This is a genomic window from Streptomyces sp. NPDC055239, assembly GCF_053606205.1.
Map to the genome: position 1 here is coordinate 533,197 of NZ_JBSGRD010000001.1, position 17,372 is coordinate 550,568.

Sequence of the window (17,372 nt, forward strand, 5' to 3'; positions counted from 1 at the left end):
AGCCCGTCACCAACCCGTCCCTTCCGGCCCCGGTGCTTTCCGTACGTGGGCTCTCCGTACGGTTCCGCATGCGCGGCGGCGCCTTCGTGTCCGCCGTCACCGACGCCCACTTCGACCTGGCGGCGGGGGAGTGCCTGGCCCTCGTCGGCGAGAGCGGCTGCGGCAAGTCCGTGCTCGCCTCCGCGCTGCTCGGGCTCCTTCCGCGGAACGCGGAGACGGCCGGGTCCGCGCTCATCGGCGACGTGGACCTGCCGACCGCCGACGAACGCACCCTGGCCCGCACGGTCCGGGGGCGCCGCGTCGGTCTCGTACCGCAGAGCCCGGCCGCGCACCTGACGCCGGTACGGACGGTCCGTGCCCAGCTGGAGGAGACCCTGCGGGAGCTGACGGGCGTACGCCGCCCGCAGCTGCGGAGTTCCGCCGAGGCCGCCGCCGAGCGTGCCGCGTTCCCCGCCGGGCACCTGGACCGCTACCCGCACGAGCTCTCCGGCGGCCTCGCCCAGCGCGCCGCCACCGCGCTCGCGCTCATCGGCGACGCGCCGCTGCTGCTCGCCGACGAGCCGACGACGGGCCTCGACCGTGACCTCGTCGACCGCACGGTGGACGAACTGCGACGGCACGTCGGCGACGACCGTGCGCTGCTCCTGATCACCCACGATCTGGCCGCCGCCGAACGCATCGCGGACCGTGTCGCCGTGATGTACGCCGGGCGTATCGTCGAGATCGCCGCCGCCGAGGACTTCTTCGGCACCCCCGGACCCCGGCACCCCTACGCGCGCGGCCTCCTGAACGCCCTCCCGGAGCGGGAGTTCACGCCAATCCCCGGCATGCCGCCCGAACTCTCCGCGCTGCCATCGGGATGCGCGTTCGCGGCACGCTGCCCCAGGGCGGACGAGGCCTGCGAAGCCGTGCCGGAGAACGCGGGCGGCGTCGCCTGCCACCACCCCGACCCGGCGGCCGTGCTGGAGGCGCCCCGTGCTTGAACTCCGTTCCATCACCGCCGGATACGACCGCCGCGCCCCCGTCATGCGAGGAGTGGACCTCACGCTCGCGCCCGGCGCCTCCGTCGGCCTCCTCGGGCCCAGCGGCTGCGGCAAGTCGACCCTCGCCCGGGTCGCCGCGCTGCTCCACAAGCCCGACGCGGGCCGCGTCATCATCGACGGAGAGCCCGCGCGCGGCTGGCGCCACCGTGCTCCCCGCGCCCAGCGCACCGCCTTCGGTGTCGTCTTCCAGCAACCCCGCCTGTCCGCCGACCCGCGCCTCACCCTCACGAACCTCATCGCCGAACCGCTCCGGGCGGCCGGGCGCGGGAGTGAGGCCGCCGATCGGACAAGGGAGTTGGCGGCCACGGTCGGACTCGGCGACGACCTCCTGGGTCGCAGGCCGCACGAGGTGAGCGACGGCCAGTTGCAGCGCGCCTGCCTGGCCCGCGCCCTGGTGCTCCGGCCGCGCTGGCTGATCTGCGACGAGATGACGGCGATGCTGGACGCCTCGACGACGGCGGCACTCGTGCACGCCGTGGAGGCGTATCGGCGGGAGAGCGGCGCGGGGCTGCTCGCCGTCGGGCACGACCGGGTACTCCTGGAGCGCTGGTGCGAACGGACCGTCCATTGGAGCGATCTTGTCGCCGATGAGAACGTGGTCCGAGGTGCCGCTGGACGGGCGTGAGGCGGCGCGCGTCTTCCGGAGTTAACGCGGAGCGTCGAAAGTGCCAACTCCGTTCTGCAAGGGGTTTCTTGACGCGGGCATGGCCTCATACTCACTGAGGCCCGCCCGTCGTCCCCTCGCCCTTTCCGGGAGTCTCAGTGGCACTCGTCACCCGTCGTAGAGCCCTCACCATCGGTGCCGCACTCGCCGGCACCGCCGCCGTCCCCGCGTACGCCCAGGCGAGCGAGCGCGGACACGGCCCCCGTCCCCTCGTCCGCGCCCACGCGCACAACGACTACGACCACCCCCGGCCCCTGTTCGACGCGCTCGACCACCGCTTCGGCAGTGTCGAGGCCGACATCTACCTCGTCGACGGACAGCTCCTGGTCGCGCACGACCCGGTCGACCTCGACCCCACCCGCACCCTCGAATCGCTCTACCTGGACCCCCTGGCCGCCCGCGTGCGCGCCAACCGCGGCTCCGTGTACCGGGGTTACCACCGCACCCCCTTTCAGCTCCTGATCGACATCAAGACCGAGGGCGCCGCGACGTACCTCGAACTCGACCGCCACCTCCGCCGCTACCGGCACCTGTTCACCACGTACTCCCACGGCAAGGTGCGCCGTGGCCCCGTGACGGCGGTGATATCCGGCGACCGGGCGGCCCGTGCGCCGATGGAGGCCCAGCGCGTGCGCCGCGCCTTCTACGACGGCCGCCTCGCCGACCTCGGCAGCGCGGCGCCCGCCTCGCTCATCCCACTTATCAGCGACAACTGGACGCTCAACTTCAGCTGGCAGGGTGTCGGCGCGATTCCCGCCGCCGAACGCGACAAGCTGCGCGGCATCGTCTCGGCCGCCCACAAGCGCGGGCAGCGCGTCCGTTTCTGGGCGACGCCCGACCTGGCGGGCCCGGCACGCGACGCGGTGTGGGGCGAGCTCCTCGCCGCCGGTGTCGACCACTTGAACACGGACGACCTCGCGGGTCTCGAGGCCTTCCTCGAAGCCCACGGACAGTAACCCCCGGCCTGCTTGAAGCAACGCCCCGGCACATACCACCCGTTCGGAGGACATGCCGGTCGCCCGGACGGTCCCTCCGCTGCGCCACACTCGGCCCAGAGCCGCGGTGCCGACGTGGCGGAGGAGGTTGTCCCCATGGCCATTTCGGTCTCTGTGGTGCTGCTGCTTGTGATCCTGGCGGTGGTCTTTCTGCGCAACGGCGCACTGAAGTTCTCGCACGCCCTGGTCTGTGCGCTGCTCGGCTTCTATCTGGCGAGTTCGAGCATGGCGCCGACCATCCACAACGGGGTCACGGCCGCCGCGGACATCGTCAGCGGCTTGCAGCCGTGATTGTTCAGCCATGATCATTGCGTGTTCATGAACAACTGTCACCTTTCCATGGACACTTCAAGGACCTGGCCCTAGCTTCGGCGCATGCCGCGTCGCAGAACCCTCAGCAGAACCTTCAGGAATGCCCTCGCCCTGACCGCGCTCACGGTCTTCGCCGCGTCCTTCGCGTATCCCGCCCAGGCGGACGACATACCGAAGGCGCCGGGGCACAGACTCGTCGACCAGTACTCCGGCGGGCCCGTGGACGCTCGCCCCCTACCCGGCGAGCAGCCGCCCCAGCACCCGTACCTCGCGGCCAACGGCCGCAGCGGGATGCACGCGGACGCGGCGGGCAGCGGAACGTACCCCTGGAACGGGCCACTGGGGAAGAAGCCGCAGGTCAGCAGCGAGAAGATGGCGGCGCTCGGCGGTGAGTGCGCCACCGTCACCTTCGACAAGGACGGCCGCATCGTCACCGTCTGCGGCACGTTCACCGGCTTCCTGGTCAAGCTGCTCGACCCGGACACGCTGACGACGCTCGCGGAGTACAAGCTGCCGCAGCGCCCCTCCACCGTCGAGGCCATCACGCGCCTCGACTTCTCGAAGATCTTCAAGGACACCTCGGGCGGCGCCTACTCGTATCTCGACAACGAGGACCGGCTCGTCCTCGCCGACTCCCGGCAGCACATCGTCCGGCTCGCGCACGAGCAGGCGGCGGACGGCAGTTGGCGGTTCGTCGTCGACAAGGACTGGGATCTGACGGCGCACGTCCCGCACGACTGCGTTACCTGGTCAAATCTCTATCCGAGTGGCGAATGTGACCCGGTCACCTCGGTGATGCCCGACTGGGAAGGCCGTATCTGGTGGGTGACCCGGCAGGGGCGCGTCGGCACGGTGGACCCCAAGTCCGGTGACACCCAATCCATCCGGCTCGACGGCGAGGAGATCCAGAACTCGTTCTCCGTCGCCGATGACGGCGTGTCGATCGTCTCCGACCACGCGCTCTACAGTTTCCGGGCCGGAGCGGACGGCACCCCGAAAGCCGTCTGGCGCCAGACCTATGACCGGGGAACGGGCACCAAGCCCGGCTCGGTGAACCAGGGTTCGGGCACCACGCCCGACCTCTTCGGCAAGGGCGATGCCGACTACGTGGCGATCACCGACAACGCCGACGACCGCATGAATGTCCTCGTCTACCGCAGAGGCGACGGCATCGCGGACGACAAACGCCTCGTCTGCAAGGTCCCCGTCTTCGGCTCCGGCGCGTCGACCACCGACAACTCGCTGATCACCTGGGGCAACAGCCTCGTCGTCGAGAACAACTACGGCTACGAGAACATCACCTCGCTCACCTTCGGCCGCAGTGTCGTCGGCGGCGTCAGCAGGATCGACGTACGCGAGGACGGCAGCGGCTGCGACACCGTGTGGGAGAGCGACGTCCGTGCCCCCTCGAACGTGCCCAAACTGTCGACCGCCTCCGGACTGCTGTACTTCTACACGAAGGAGCCCAACAGCCTCGGCATCGATGCCTGGTACCTGACGGCCGTCGACTTCCGCACCGGCGAGACCAAGTGGAAGCGCCTCGCCGGCACGGGCATCGCCTACGACAACAACTGGGCGCCGGTGACCCTGGGGCCGGACGGCACGGCGTACGTCGGCGTGTTCTACGGCCTGGTGGCGGTGCGGGACACGGAGTGAAGGTGCCCCGCCCGCACTCGCACGACGGGCTGCCCGGGTTCAGCCGACGCGGTCGGCCGGGCCCAGGTCCAGCCATGTGTAGCGGTCCGTGGAGACGTCCTTGCCTTCGCCCTTGTGGGTCGTCTCCAGGAGGATGCCGGTGTCCGGGTCGACGATGTAGCGGTCCGTCGTCCGGTACTTCACGTCCTTGCCCGGCCCGGTCGCGTACCCGATCGTCGACCGCCTGATCTCGAAGGCGACGCCAGGGCGTCCCTTGCTGTCCTCGACGTCACCGATCAGCTTCACGCCGGGGGTGTCCGCGAGGATCCGGAAGAGGGTGGCACGCAGCTCGGGGCTCGCGGGCGAGTCCTCCAGCATGATCGCCACCTGGTGGAGACGGCTCGCTGAGTCCTTCGGGAAGAGCGCGGTCAGCGCCTTCTGACCCGTGGGCAACTTGTCGAGCGCGGGCCAGGTCAGCCGCTTCTCGCCCACGGGCCACGTCTTGGTCTTGCTCCCCTTGCCGGGCTTGTGGACCGTGCCGTTCGCGTCCACCGTCCAGATGCGGCCCGCCCGGTCGAAGAAGGTGGTCGTCGTCCTCTTCCCGTCGTCCTGGTTCACCGTCGCCATACGGACCTTCCAGTACGGGGACGAGGCGGCGGCCGGTGAGTCCGCCGCGACGGCCGCCATGTCGTCCAGGAACTGGGCCGCCGACGCGGTGGCCGCGGGGCTCCCGCCCAGATCGAGGGCCGGGTACGCCACGGCGCCCGCGGTGATCGCGGCCACCGCGGCCGCCGCGACCAGGAACCTGCGCCGGCGCGGAACCACGCGGCCACGCAGCGGGATCACGGCAGCGGTCGTCTCGCGGCGTACCGCCTGCGCCAGAGCGGTCTGTGCGGCCGCCACCGCTTCGGGAGCGGGAGGCGCCACGTCACCCGCCGCGATCAGCTCTTCGGCACCGGGAAAGTCGAGAAGGTCACCGCGTTCGGTCATGTCAGGTCTCCAGTCAGCTTGAGGGGCGCGCTCGCGCGCAGCCGGGTACGGGCGCGGTGCAGCCGTGAGCGAGCCGTCCCCGCGGGAATGCCGACCGCCGCGGCGGCCTCGCCAGGAGTGAGCTGCTCCCAGGCGACCAGAAGCAGCAACTCCCTTTCCTCCGGCGGGAGTCCGGCAAGGAGCTCGCGAAGGTGCGGAGCCACCGCCGCCGCGTCGAGCCGCGCGTCCACCGCCTCCCACGGGTCGTCACGGCCGTCCCCCGGCAGTCCAGGGCGCTGCCGCTCGACCCGCCGCCAATGCGCCGACAACACGTTGCGGGCCACGCCGAACAGCCAGGCCCTCGCCGGTCCGCGGGCCGCGTCGAAGCCGCTGCGGGCCGCGTACGCCTGGAGCCAGAGCTCGGCGAGCAGGTCGTCGGCGGCAGCGGGTGCCCGGCGTGCGAAGTAGCCGTGGAGAGCCGCCGAGTGGCGCACCACCAGCGGTTCGAAGGCTGCCGGGTCCCGCGCGGTGCGGGCCAGCAGCTCCTCGTCGTCCAGGTCCGTGGTCACGGGACCTCCGTATCCGTACCGCCGGTCGGCGGTCTCACCCCCTACTTGTCGAGATCCCCGACCTGCGTTCGCGCCCCGTCACCGGCTAGCCGCGCGAGAACACGCCGATGCCGTTCGCCACCGGGCGTTCGGCGCCTCCGCTCGGGTGATTGCGTACGGTGACGGCCTCCGCGCCCGGGGCCCTCGCGACCAGGGTGGCGGACGAGACCAGCGTGGAGGAACCGCCGCCGTCCAGGCTGAAGCCCTCCTGCGCGCCCAACCCCCGCAGCGTCTGCGCCACTTCGGCGATGGTCAGCCCCGTACGGAACTCGGGGGAGCCGTCGAGGGAGAGGAGCAGAAGGCGTCTGCCGTCGGCGGAGATTCCGGCGGCCGTCCGCACGGCCGAGGTGACGGAGTCGAGGCCGGGCAGCGGGGCGCCGCCGCGCAGTACCGGAAAGCCGCCGAGCGCGAAACGGAACGGGATGTGCGACTGGGCCGCCACCAGACGGTGCCACTCGTGCACCCGGTCGCCGATCGAGAGCTTGCGCAACTCCTGCGCGCCCGCCTCACGCCCGACGAGGACCGTGCTGCCCGCGGCGACGGGTCCGCTGCCGGGCGTGTCCGCCGACTCCACGACACGGCCGCCGCGCACCGTCACCTCATGAGTGTCCGTGCTGCAGGGGGCGCCGCGATTCGTGTCGGTGCCGCAGGTGGAGCGCACCCGGGAGGTGCTGCCCCAGTCGCTGGTGAACGCGCCGACGGAACCCACGGGAAGGGCGTACTGATTGAGCCCGCCGAGCGGCAGGCGGGTCTGGCTGGTGCGTACTTCGCCTTCGAGCCGGAGGCTGTCCAGACGGGCCCGGCGGTCGAAGCCCACGCCGAGCACCGCTTGGGTGGTCACGCCGGGAGGCATCGCGGGGCCGAAGCGCTGACCGTCCGGCACCGCACCCTTGAGGACGCGGCCTTGGGCGACCGCCGGGCCGACGGGCGCACCGGTGGCTTCGACGCCCGGATGCTGGCCCTCGGAGATGTTGAAGAAGTCGCCGTTGATTCCGCCTACCGCTCCCGCCCCGTCCGCGAGGGTGGAGACGGCGGAACGGGCGCCTACTTCACCCGGATAGAGCAGTCCGACGCCGGTCCTGGGATCGTTCAGGTCGATGTCGAGTACGTGCGCGCGGGTCGTGCCGTGGGACGCCGAGATGTCGAAGTGCCAGTACTGCACGCCCGGCGCGATCCGTGACGTCGCCGTCTTTCCGTCCGCCTCCACGCCGCTGGCCGGTGCCGCTCCCATCAGAGCGGCACCGGCCAGCGTGCCGAATGCCGTGAGTGCCGAGAGTGCGACTCTCGCCGTTCTGAACCGTCTTGAGGTCTGCTTGCGCCGTGTCGCCACCGTGCCCCCTGAAGTCGCCCTGGCCGACCAACTGCCCCAGTGTGAGGGCCGGTCCAAGAGCGCACCAGAGGGCACCGCCGGACGGGTGCAGGGCCGGTGGCTAGGCGCTGATCAACCGGGAACGAATGAGGAAACGTACGCCTTCCGGGGCTTCGAGGGAGAAGCCGCTGCCGCGGCCCGGCACCACGTCGACGATCAGCCGCGTATGGCTCCACACGTCGTACTGACTCCTCGACATCCAGAACGCGACCGGTTCCGCGACCCCTTCGACGTCGAGCGACGCCAGGCGCACATCGGAGTCGCCGGTCCGGAACTCACCCTCCGGGAAGCACATGGGCGCGCTGCCGTCGCAGCAGCCGCCGGACTGATGGAACATCAGCGGTCCGTGGGCCTCCCGCAGCCGCCGCAGCAGATCGGCTGCGGCGGGGGTCAGCTCCACGCGCGGGTCGTCGGTCATGGGCTGCCGCTCCTTGGTCAGGGTCGCCGGGCCGCCGTCGAGGCGGTGGCCAAGTCAACTCCGGACGAGGTTGCGCGGAGGTTGCAGCCGAGGCCGGGGCTCCAGGTGTCGTAGGGCGAGCACCGCGCGGACCGCCTTGCCGCGGCGGCCGCTGCCGACGACCTCGAGGCGCGCGGCGAGGTGCCGCACCATCGCGAGGCCCCGTCCGCTGTCCCGCTCGGTGCTCGGCTTGAGGACGCGTGGGCCGACGGGGCTCGCGTCGTGGACTTCGACGGTCACGTGGTCGTCGGACACCTCGAGGCGCAGGCGGCAGGAGCTGCGGCCGTGCTGGGTGGCGTTGGCGACGAGTTCGGACACGATCAGCGTGGCATCGTCCACCCGTTCGGCGTCCACTTCCGTCAGGTGCCGACGGGGCCGGGTCAGGAACGCGGAGGTCAACCTCCGCGCCCGGCCGGCCGATGCGGCTTCCTGCGGCAGTGCGTACTCGACGCGGGCGACGTGCCGATGGGCGCGCTGGTGCGCACGCATGGCGACTCACTTCCCTCCCCTGGGACAACCGGTGTGCTCGTGACGGGATCCACTCACCGGGCCCCCGGCATGTCTTGCGTGGTCGATCCTGCCCCACGGTGATGCCCGCCCCTGATGATCGCCAACCAAGCCCCTGCAAGCGTGAATGTCACCGCGCCGGGAGAGCCTGTGGGCGACCTCCTGTGACGAACATGTTCGGTCCGAACGTGCTCGTAACGAACATGTTCGTTATGCTGGTCGTATGACAGCTGATTCCGATGCCCCGCGCAGCCGCCGTGAGCGCCCGGCGAAACCGGCCCTGACACGGGCCGGGATCGTGGCCGCCGCGGTGGAGATCATGCGCGCCGACGGCCTGGGCAAGGTGACCATGCGCCGGCTCGCCCAGGAGCTCGACACCGGGCCCGCCTCCCTCTACGTCTACGTCCGCAACACCGCCGAGCTGCACGCGGCGATCCTCGACGAGCTCCTCGGCACGGTCGATGCGGCGCCGGACGGAGGCGACTGGCGCGAGCGCCTGGAGAAGGTGCTCACCTCCTACACCGACGTGCTCTTCCGATATCGCGGCCTCGCCAGGGCCGCGCTGGTGGCGCGGCCGAGCGGTGAGCACTACCTGCGTCTGATCGAGACGCTGCTCGCCCTGCTCGACGAGGGCGGGGTCCCGCCCGGACAGGCGGCCTGGGGTGTCGATCTGCTGCTGCAGTACGCCACGGCGACCGCCGCCGAGCACGCCCCGGACGACCGGGCCCCCGGCGCCGCCCAGGGGGAGTGGGACGCGGTCGCCGGAGCGCTGAGGGGCGCGTCCCAAGAGTCCCACCCGCATGTCGCCAGGCTGGCTGCCGAGCTCTTGTCCGGCCGACCGGAGGCCCGCATCTCCTGGGGCTTCCGCACGCTGATCAACGGAATCCTGAGCACGCCTGTCCCGGCCGACGACATCCGGAACTGAGCGCCGACACCCCCCACCGCACCCCCCACCGCACCAAGGAGCAATGCCATGACCACGCACCACCCCCACCACCCCATCGCCATCGTCGGCGCGGGCCTCGGAGGCCTCACCCTCGCCCGCGTCCTGCACGTCAACGGCATCGACGCCGCCCTGTACGACCTGGAGGCGTCACAGGCCGCCCGCGGCCAGGGCGGCATGCTCGACATCCACGAGGAGTCCGGGCAGGCGGCCCTGCGCGCCGCCGACCTGTACGACGAGTTCCGCGCGCTCATCCACTCCGGTGGCCAGGCCATGCGCGTCCTCGACAAGGACGCCGTCGTCCGCATGGAGGAGGCGGACGACGGGGACGGCGGGCGCCCCGAGGTCGAACGTGGTCAACTGCGCGACCTCCTGCTCGGTTCGCTGCCCGACGGCGCCCTTCACTGGGGTGCGAAGGTCACGGGGGCGCGTCCGCTCGGTGGCGGTCGCCACGAGGTGACCCTCGCCGACGGCTCCACCTTCACCACCGATCTGCTCATCGGCGCCGACGGAGCCTGGTCCCGGATCCGCCCCTTGGTCTCGGATGCTTCCCCCGCCTACTCCGGCATCTCCTTCGTCGAGGTGGACCTCGTCGACGCCGATGTCCGGCACCCCGGCAGCGCCGCCGTCGTGGGCGGCGGCATGCTCTTCGCGCTCAGCGAGGGCAAGGGATTTCTCGGCCACCGCGAGATCGACGGCAGCCTGCACATCTACACCGCGCTCAAGGTCGCGGAGGACTGGATCTCCTCCGTCGACTTCACCGCCGACCGCACCGACCTCGCCAAGGCCGCCGTACTTGAGCACTTCGCCGGCTGGGACAAGAGCCTCCAGGCGCTCGTCGCCGACGCCGACGGAGCGCTGATCCCGCGCCGCATCCACACCCTGCCGATCGGCCACCGCTGGGACCGCGTCCCGGGCGTCACGCTGCTCGGCGACGCGGCCCACCTCATGTCCCCCTTCGCGGGGGAGGGCGCCAACCTCGCCATGTTCGACGGGGCCGAACTCGCCGGTGCCGTCGCCGCGCGCCCCGGTGACACCGAAGCCGCGCTCGCCGCCTACGAAGAGGCGCTGTTCCCGCGCAGCGAGAACGCCGCCGTCGAGTCCGCCGACAGCCTCGTCCGCTGCTTCCGGGCCGACGCGCCGCAGGGCCTCCTCGACATGTTCGCCGGTAATTAGTCCTATCGGCCGGGGTGATCGGCGGCGAGGAAGGGGCCGAGCAGGTCGAGCAGAGCCTGGGGGCGGTCAAGCGGGATGATGTGGCCGCAGTCCTCGATGAGATGGCCGGTCAGGTCGTCGGTGATGGGGCGCAGCTGCCGTTCGAGTGCCGCTCCGACGGGGTGGGAGCCGATCGCCATCGTCGGCACGGTGAGCCGGGCGTGTGCGGCGGCATCCTGGATCTGCCGTCCGCTCGTGGGCATGGCCCGGTAGTGGGAGAAGGCGCAGCGCAGGGCGTCGTGGCCGGTGTAGGCGCCGAGGAAGGCCTCCCGGGCGTGGTCGGGGACACCGCGGCCCTGCGTGCCGCTGCTCAGGAACCAGTCGACGTACTCCGCCTCGTGCCCGGCCAGAACACTTTCGGCGAGCCCCGGCACCGAGTGGAAGCCGAACCACCAGGGCGGGCCACCGGCGAGGAAGTCCTCCGCGCCGGGCAGCGGCCCCAGGAGTGACTCCATGACGACGAGCCTGCGTACGAGGTCGGGTCGTCGGTGCGCGAGAAGGAAGGCGGGCGGTGTGCCCGCGTCGATGCCGACGACCGCCGCGCTGCGCTCCCCGAGCGCGTCGAGGAGACCTTCGGCGTCGGTGGCCAGGGTGCCCGCGTCGTAGCCGTCGGCCGCGCGCGTGCTGGCGCCGAGTCCGCGCAGATCCGGGGCGATGACGCGGTGCCGCAGGGCGAGCTGCGCAATGACCTCGCTCCAGAGCTGCCAGGTGTGGGGGAAGCCGTGGAGCAGCAGGACGGCGGGGCCGGTGCCCGCGATAGCCACGTTGGCCGTGATTCCGTTGGTGGTGATCTGCCGCAGGGAGATGTCGGGCGCGGCGGATTCCGCTGAGGGGAGGTGCATGGTGGGTCGGCTCCGAGGTAGTTACCATTGGTGACCACATGAGGCTAGGTAACCGTGCCTGGCCTGCCAAGAAGGCACTTTCCCGACAGGTGGTGAGCCCGAGGTGACCACCTCTCCCAAGGCGGGGGCGCGCGGCGATCTCTTCGATCCCGACTGCCCGACGCGTCGGCTCCTCGACCGCATCGGTACGAAGTGGACGTCGATGGCGGTCAAGGTCCTCGCGGAGGCGGAGCCGGACGAGGTGCGCTTCGCCGAGCTGCGGCGCCGGATGCCGGGCGTATCGCAGAAGATGCTGTCCACGACCCTGCAGGGCATGGCGCGCGACGGCCTGGTCGCCCGCCGGGTGGAGCCGACGGTGCCGCCACGCGTGCACTACCGGCTGACCGGCCTGGGGCTTTCCCTTGAGGTCCCGCTCGCGGCGGTCAGGGCATGGGCCGAGGAGCACATGGCGGAGATCGACCGCGCCAATGAGCGGGGCGAAGCGGCGGGCGACGGCGCGGGTGACGGCTGATGGCTGAGGCGTACGAGGTGCGGGTCAGGGAATGCGCGCCACCGCCGCGTAGATCCCCCCGTCCGACGCGTCCGGCCGTGCGGTGTCCTTGAACCACTCCGTGGCCGTCACCAGGCCCGGCTCGACGAGGTCGAGGCCGTCGAAGAAGCGGCCGAACTCGGCGCGGGTGCGGAAGCCGAGCTCGATGCCGCCCTTCGCGTACTCCGCCGTGACCTGCGCGGACAGCTCCGGGAAGATGTCGGACGAGGCGTGCGAGAGGACCAGGTGGCTGCCGGAGGGCAGGGCGCCGACCAGTGTGCCCACGATGCCGTACGGGTCCTGGTCGTCGGGCAGGAAGTGCATGAGCGCGATCAGGGAGAGGGCGATCGGGCGCTCGAAGTCGAGCAGGGTGCGGGCGTGGTCGAGGATCTCCTGCGGCTCGCGGACATCCGCCTGGATGTAGTCGGTCATCCCCTCGGGACTGCTGACCAGCAGGGCCTCCGCATGGCGCAGCACGATGGGGTCGTTGTCGGTGTAGACGACCCGCGCCGACGGCACGACCTCCTGGACTATCTGGTGCAGGTTCGGCGCGGTGGGGATCCCGGTGCCGATGTCGAGGAACTGGTCCACGCCCTGGGAGGCGAGCCAGGCGGCCGCGCGGTTCATGAACGCGCGGTTCTGCCGCGCGGCGTCCTTCGCCTCGGGCGGCAGCCTCTCACCCACCGACTCGTCGACGGGGTAGTTGTCCTTGCCGCCGAGCAGCCAGTCGTAGACACGCGCGGGATGCGGGTGGCTGGTGTCGATCGTCGGCCTGGGCGCATCTGCGTTCATGACGTACTCCGTTGCTGCTGAGAGACGCTTGGATTGCCGCAGTCTGCCACAGCAACATCACCTTGAGCATGGGGTGTTGGGCATCCATCGCCGCAGGTCACGGAGGCGTCGCACACAGTGGGGGAGCGATGGGCGGTGCGGACGCCGTCGCGGGCGCGTGAGGGCGATGAATCAGTCACGCCCCGTGCGGCCGTGCCGTGCCGATCGCGCCAATCGTTCTGTCGGTTCAACCGTCACAGGGGTTGTCTGGAGTCTCTGGCGTCTCTTTGCGTTACTCCGGGAGAACCTGCCGAAAATCCATTGTTTTCCGCGCCCCCGGCAATATCGCACGAGTTTGTCGTCGATATGGAACAAGGAGGTCCGGTCATCGGCCAAGTGGCGCGTTCACGACGGTTATTCGACACCATTGAGTCAAATAACGCTGGTGGTTGATTTTCAGATATGGCAGAGTATTCAAGCAAGTGGCCGGACAAGTCGAAAGGTGAGAACCGGCTGACCGTCCGGCCGCTCTAGGATCAGCCGTCAGGCGCGGGGGAGAAGTCGGCTCATGAACTTGGTGGAGCGTGGGGAAGAATTCTCGATCATGGATGGCATGCTCGACGCCTGCATGGCGGGGCATGGTGGAGTTCTCTTGGTAAGCGGCGCGGTGGCCAGCGGGAAAACCGCGCTGTTGCGCGCGTTCAGTGAACGCGCGAATGCTGCGGGTGCATTGTTCCTGCAGGCCACGGCGTCGGAGGCGGAGAGCGATCTGCCTCTTGGCGTGATGGGGCAGTTGCTGCTCGGCGCGGATCTGTCGGGGGCCGACGCCAAGCGGGCGGCCCACCTCGTGGAGCTGATGGCGGTGGCCGCACAGATTCGGCGGGCCGAGGGGGTGTTGCCCGCCGCCATGATGAATGAGATTCCCAAGCTCTGCGGGATTGTCCTGGAGCAGGCCAGAGAAAGGCCGGTGGTCCTCAGCATCGACGACGTGCATCACGCCGACAGACACTCCCTGGAATGCGTCCTGTACCTGGCCCGCAGACTTGACGCCAGCCGCATTCTGGTGGTCCTGGGAGAGAACAACGGATTTCTGGCCGGAAATACGCGATTACACGTTGACTTGCTGCGCCTGCCGGGCTGCCGCAGTATCAGACTCGGGCCACTCGGGCGGCATGGAGTGGCCGAAATGATCTCCGGATTCGGTGGCGAGGGGTGGGGGACGCGCCAGCTTGTCTCGGAGCTCCATCGGACGGGCGGCGGGAACCCGCTCCTCACGCGGGCGTTGATCGAGGACCGCCGTGCGTCGGACGGCGGCGGGTGCGGGCCCGCGAACCTCGTGCCGGGCGAGGCCTTCGCACGGGCCGTCGCCACCGGCCTGTTCCGCAACGACGTGTCGACGCGGCACACCGCGTGGGCCCTTGCGGTGGTCGGCCCTGACGTGCCGCTCGCCGAACTGGTCGAAGTCCTGGGAACCAGCCGGGAGTCGGTCCACCGCAGCCTGCGCGCACTGAACGACGCGGGGCTGCTCGACTCCGGCTGGTTCCGCCACGAAGCGGGCAAGGCGGCGGTCCTGCGGAGCATGGAGCCCGCACACCGCGCCCGCCTCGAGGCCCGCGTCGCCCAAGTGCTGCACGAGCACGGCGAGGCGGCGACCGTGGTGGTGCAGCATCTGATCGCGGCCGAACCCATCGACGCCCCATGGGCGCTCAGCACGCTCCTCGAAGCCGCCGAGCGCGCGCTGGCCGACGACGAGGTAGAGCTGGCCCTCACCTGCCTGCGCGCGGCCCGCGACACCTGCACCGACGCCCGGCAGTCCGTGGCGATCAGGGAGGCGCTCACCCGGGCCGGATGGCGGCAGAACCCGGCCACCGCCGCCCGGCACCTGCCCGAGCTCACCGCCGACGCGCTCGAGGGCGGCCTCGGCGGCCGGCAGACCCTCGAACTCGTCTGCCACCTGCTCTGGTTCGGCCAGGTGGAGCAGGCCCTGGAGATACTCGGCGCCGCCGAGCGGAACGGCACCGGAACCAACACCGGGGCCGGGACCGAGGTCTCCCGACAGCCGGAGGCGGAAGCCTCGCGCGGGCTCGACTCCGTCCGGTCCTGGATGGCGTACGAATATCCGGGGCTCCCCGGATCCGCCCGCGCCCGTGCCCACCACGGCGAGACCGAGCGGCGCGCCCGGACGCCGGCACGCAGTCCCCATCAGCGTGCGGCGACCCTGATGAAGTCGGTTCTCGACGGCGCGGGCGACGACGTGGTGGTCCGGGCGGAGCAGATACTGCAGAGCACCCGCCTCGACGACGGCACGCTGACGGCGCTCATGGTCGCCCTCAACTCCCTTGTCCTCGCCGACCGTCTGGACACGGCGGCCTTCTGGTGCGAGACCCTGTGCAAGGAGGCCGCCGAGCGCCGCGCACCCATGTGGCAGGCCCTGCTCGCCGCGGCCAAGGCGCGCATCGAACTCAGGCTGGGCGGGCTCGCCGCCGCGGCGGAGTCCGCGGACCTGGCGGTCACGCTCGTACCGCCCGAGGGCTGGGGCGTGGCCATCGCGTCGCCGATCGCCACCTCGGTCTACGCCAAGACCGCCATGGGCCGCCTCGACGAGGCCGGAGCCCAACTGAGCGTCCCCATACCGGAGACGGCGTTCCACACTCCCGACGGACTGCTCTACCTCCGGGCGCGCGGTCACTACTACCTCGCCGCCGGACGCCCCTATGCCGCGCTCGACGACTTCCACGCCTGCGGCGACCTCATGGCCCGCTGGGAGTTCGACCTGCCCGCCCTCGTCCCGTGGCGGACCGACGCGGCCGAGGCCCACCTGCTGCTCGGTGACGAGGACCGGGCCCGGACGCTCGCGCAGGAGCAACTGGCCCTGTTCGGCGGCAGAACCGGCCCGGAGGCGTGGACGCGGGGCGTCTCGCTGCGGGTCCTGGCGAGTGCGCTCCGCCCGGGGCGACGGCTGCCGCTCCTCGGCGAAGCCATCGACATCCTGCGGGAGCGCGGCCACCGCGTGGAGCTGGCCCGCGCGACGGACGAGCTGGCCCGCGCCCATCGCGAGCTCGGCAACAGCGGTCAGGCACGGGCGCTGGCCCGCAAGGCACAGCAGTTGGGGCGGGAGTGCGGGGTTCCCGTCCCCAGAGTGTCGTCGGTGGCCGACACCGGGAACGCCCTCACCGCCGCCGAGCCATGGCCGTCCGGCGCCCGCCGCAAGGCCGACGAGCTCAGCGACGCGGAGCTGCGCGTGGCTACGCTCGCGGCCCGCGGCCACACCAACCGGCAGATCGCCGACAAGCTGTTCATCACGATCAGTACCGTCGAGCAGCACCTCACGCGCGCCTACCGCAAGCTCGCCGTCCAACGCAGGGCTGACCTGGCGGCGAAACTCAGCCCCGTTCTCGTACCCGTCGCGGTGCCCGGCAGGCGGGAGGGACGCCGGGAAGGGCGCCGCGAGGGGCGGAAGGACGGCGGGGGCGGGGCCTGTGACCGTCTTCGCGTCGTGTAGAGGATGCGGGAGATGCGGGTCGCCGTGCGGGTTGGTGACCACGGCCTGCATCTCCTCTCTCCGACCACGAACGGGCTTTCCATGTACGGGCGTTGCGAACGCGCTTCCGTTTCTACGTGGTGGCCGGTCACACTGCGGTCCGCGAATCTGTGACCGGAGGATCCGCCACCGCGGCGGTAGGCTTCGCCAGCGGAAGGCAGAACACGAGAGCACGTTGGCGGGGGGCCGTCGCCGGAGCTGTGACCGGTGTGTGACGTGGGATCGGGCAACGTGGTGCCGCATGATCAGCCTCTGCCGCGGCGGCGTTGTCCGCCACTCCTCCCCTCCGTTCGTGACGTGCCCGACGAGGGGTGGGCGATGAGGGTACTGGTGGTCGAGGATCACGCCGAGCTCGCGCATTCGGTGGCGCGCGTGCTCCGTCGTGAAGGGATGGCGGTCGATGTCGTCTATGACGGTTCGGACGCACTGGAGCGCACAACGGTTGTCGACTACGACGTGGTCGTGCTCGACCGGGACCTCCCCGGGGTCCACGGCGACCAGGTGTGCAGCGCGCTCGCCACCCAGCCGATGCACGCCAGGGTCCTGATGCTCACCGCGTCCGGCACGATCGCCCACCGGGTGGAGGGATTCAGCCTCGGCGCGGACGACTACCTCCCCAAGCCCTTCGCGTACGCCGAACTCGTCGCCCGCATCCGCGCACTCGCCCGGCGCTCGCAGCCCGCGCTGCCGCCGATCCTCGAACAGGGCGACCTGCGGCTCGACCCGGCCCAGCGGATCGCGTCGCGCGGCGGAGTGCGCCTCGCGCTGACCCCCAAGGAATTCGCGGTCCTGGAGTATCTGCTCGCAGCCCAGGGCCGGGTGGTGCCGGCGGAGGAACTCCTGGAGCGGGTGTGGGACGAGGCGGCCGATCCGTTCACCACGACGGTCAAGGCGACCATCAACCGGCTGCGCCCCAAGCTCGGCGACCCGCCCGTGATCGAGACCGTTCCCCGGGGCGGCTACCGGATTTGA

17 protein-coding genes are annotated in these 17,372 nt (G+C 71.1%); 10 read left to right on the forward strand and 7 right to left on the reverse strand.

Annotation, left to right across the window (positions count from 1 at the left end; genetic code table 11):
- Nucleotides 1–68: 68 nt before the first annotated feature.
- The 5 genes from ACWFRJ_RS02260 (at nucleotide 69) to ACWFRJ_RS02280 (ending at nucleotide 4,670) form a co-directional block, all read left to right on the forward strand.
- Nucleotides 69–983, forward strand: a complete 915-nt coding sequence (locus ACWFRJ_RS02260; protein WP_453525047.1) for an ABC transporter ATP-binding protein — start codon at nucleotides 69–71, stop codon at nucleotides 981–983.
- On the forward strand, nucleotides 976–1,668 hold the full coding sequence (locus ACWFRJ_RS02265; protein ID WP_453524257.1) for an ABC transporter ATP-binding protein: 693 nt from the start codon (nucleotides 976–978) through the stop codon (nucleotides 1,666–1,668). Before ACWFRJ_RS02260 ends, ACWFRJ_RS02265 begins: the two co-directional genes overlap by 8 nt.
- Before the next feature lie 137 nt (nucleotides 1,669–1,805).
- Nucleotides 1,806–2,663: a phosphatidylinositol-specific phospholipase C/glycerophosphodiester phosphodiesterase family protein gene (locus ACWFRJ_RS02270; protein WP_453524259.1), complete on the forward strand. Its 858-nt coding sequence runs from the start codon at nucleotides 1,806–1,808 to the stop codon at nucleotides 2,661–2,663.
- 135 nt (nucleotides 2,664–2,798) lie between these two features.
- Nucleotides 2,799–2,993, forward strand: coding sequence for a hypothetical protein (locus tag ACWFRJ_RS02275; protein WP_160503040.1), 195 nt, complete (start codon nucleotides 2,799–2,801; stop codon nucleotides 2,991–2,993).
- 84 nt (nucleotides 2,994–3,077) lie between these two features.
- Nucleotides 3,078–4,670, forward strand: coding sequence for a hypothetical protein (locus ACWFRJ_RS02280; RefSeq protein ID WP_453524261.1), 1,593 nt, complete (start codon nucleotides 3,078–3,080; stop codon nucleotides 4,668–4,670).
- Between the two features lie 39 nt (nucleotides 4,671–4,709).
- Here the strand turns inward: ACWFRJ_RS02280 and ACWFRJ_RS02285 are convergent, their stop codons facing one another.
- From ACWFRJ_RS02285 to ACWFRJ_RS02305, 5 genes are all read right to left on the reverse strand, one after another.
- On the reverse strand, nucleotides 4,710–5,639 hold the full coding sequence (locus ACWFRJ_RS02285; RefSeq protein WP_453524263.1) for a hypothetical protein: 930 nt from the start codon (nucleotides 5,637–5,639) through the stop codon (nucleotides 4,710–4,712).
- Nucleotides 5,636–6,187, reverse strand: a complete 552-nt coding sequence (locus ACWFRJ_RS02290) for an RNA polymerase sigma factor (RefSeq protein WP_453524265.1) — start codon at nucleotides 6,185–6,187, stop codon at nucleotides 5,636–5,638. Before ACWFRJ_RS02290 ends, ACWFRJ_RS02285 begins: the two co-directional genes overlap by 4 nt.
- A gap of 85 nt (nucleotides 6,188–6,272) precedes the next feature.
- Nucleotides 6,273–7,457, reverse strand: coding sequence for a phosphodiester glycosidase family protein (locus tag ACWFRJ_RS02295; protein WP_453524267.1), 1,185 nt, complete (start codon nucleotides 7,455–7,457; stop codon nucleotides 6,273–6,275).
- Nucleotides 7,458–7,656: 199 nt separating this feature from the next.
- Nucleotides 7,657–8,013 (reverse strand): DUF779 domain-containing protein, encoded by a 357-nt coding sequence (locus ACWFRJ_RS02300; RefSeq protein WP_453524269.1) that lies wholly within the window; start codon nucleotides 8,011–8,013, stop codon nucleotides 7,657–7,659.
- A gap of 54 nt (nucleotides 8,014–8,067) precedes the next feature.
- Nucleotides 8,068–8,541, reverse strand: coding sequence for an ATP-binding protein (locus ACWFRJ_RS02305; protein WP_453524271.1), 474 nt, complete (start codon nucleotides 8,539–8,541; stop codon nucleotides 8,068–8,070).
- A 241-nt stretch (nucleotides 8,542–8,782) separates the two neighbouring features.
- On the opposite strand from ACWFRJ_RS02305, the gene ACWFRJ_RS02310 reads away from it, so the two are divergent.
- Nucleotides 8,783–9,484, forward strand: coding sequence for a TetR/AcrR family transcriptional regulator (locus ACWFRJ_RS02310; RefSeq protein ID WP_453524273.1), 702 nt, complete (start codon nucleotides 8,783–8,785; stop codon nucleotides 9,482–9,484).
- 48 nt (nucleotides 9,485–9,532) lie between these two features.
- Nucleotides 9,533–10,678: an FAD-dependent oxidoreductase gene (locus ACWFRJ_RS02315; RefSeq protein ID WP_453524275.1), complete on the forward strand. Its 1,146-nt coding sequence runs from the start codon at nucleotides 9,533–9,535 to the stop codon at nucleotides 10,676–10,678.
- A gap of 2 nt (nucleotides 10,679–10,680) precedes the next feature.
- Here the strand turns inward: ACWFRJ_RS02315 and ACWFRJ_RS02320 are convergent, their stop codons facing one another.
- Nucleotides 10,681–11,559, reverse strand: coding sequence for an alpha/beta fold hydrolase (locus ACWFRJ_RS02320; RefSeq protein WP_453524277.1), 879 nt, complete (start codon nucleotides 11,557–11,559; stop codon nucleotides 10,681–10,683).
- Between the two features lie 103 nt (nucleotides 11,560–11,662).
- Here ACWFRJ_RS02320 and ACWFRJ_RS02325 point away from each other — a divergent pair, with 103 nt between their 5' ends.
- On the forward strand, nucleotides 11,663–12,070 hold the full coding sequence (locus tag ACWFRJ_RS02325) for a winged helix-turn-helix transcriptional regulator (protein ID WP_453524279.1): 408 nt from the start codon (nucleotides 11,663–11,665) through the stop codon (nucleotides 12,068–12,070).
- A 24-nt stretch (nucleotides 12,071–12,094) separates the two neighbouring features.
- On the opposite strand, the gene ACWFRJ_RS02330 is transcribed toward ACWFRJ_RS02325, so the two are convergent.
- A complete protein-coding gene (locus tag ACWFRJ_RS02330; protein WP_453524281.1) occupies nucleotides 12,095–12,880 on the reverse strand; it encodes an SAM-dependent methyltransferase in 786 nt (261 codons plus the stop codon).
- A 547-nt stretch (nucleotides 12,881–13,427) separates the two neighbouring features.
- Between ACWFRJ_RS02330 and ACWFRJ_RS02335 the strand changes: the two genes are divergently transcribed.
- Both ACWFRJ_RS02335 and ACWFRJ_RS02340 read left to right on the forward strand, forming a co-directional pair.
- On the forward strand, nucleotides 13,428–16,361 hold the full coding sequence (locus tag ACWFRJ_RS02335; protein ID WP_453524283.1) for a helix-turn-helix transcriptional regulator: 2,934 nt from the start codon (nucleotides 13,428–13,430) through the stop codon (nucleotides 16,359–16,361).
- Between the two features lie 357 nt (nucleotides 16,362–16,718).
- Nucleotides 16,719–17,372 (forward strand): response regulator transcription factor, encoded by a 654-nt coding sequence (locus ACWFRJ_RS02340; protein ID WP_453524284.1) that lies wholly within the window; start codon nucleotides 16,719–16,721, stop codon nucleotides 17,370–17,372.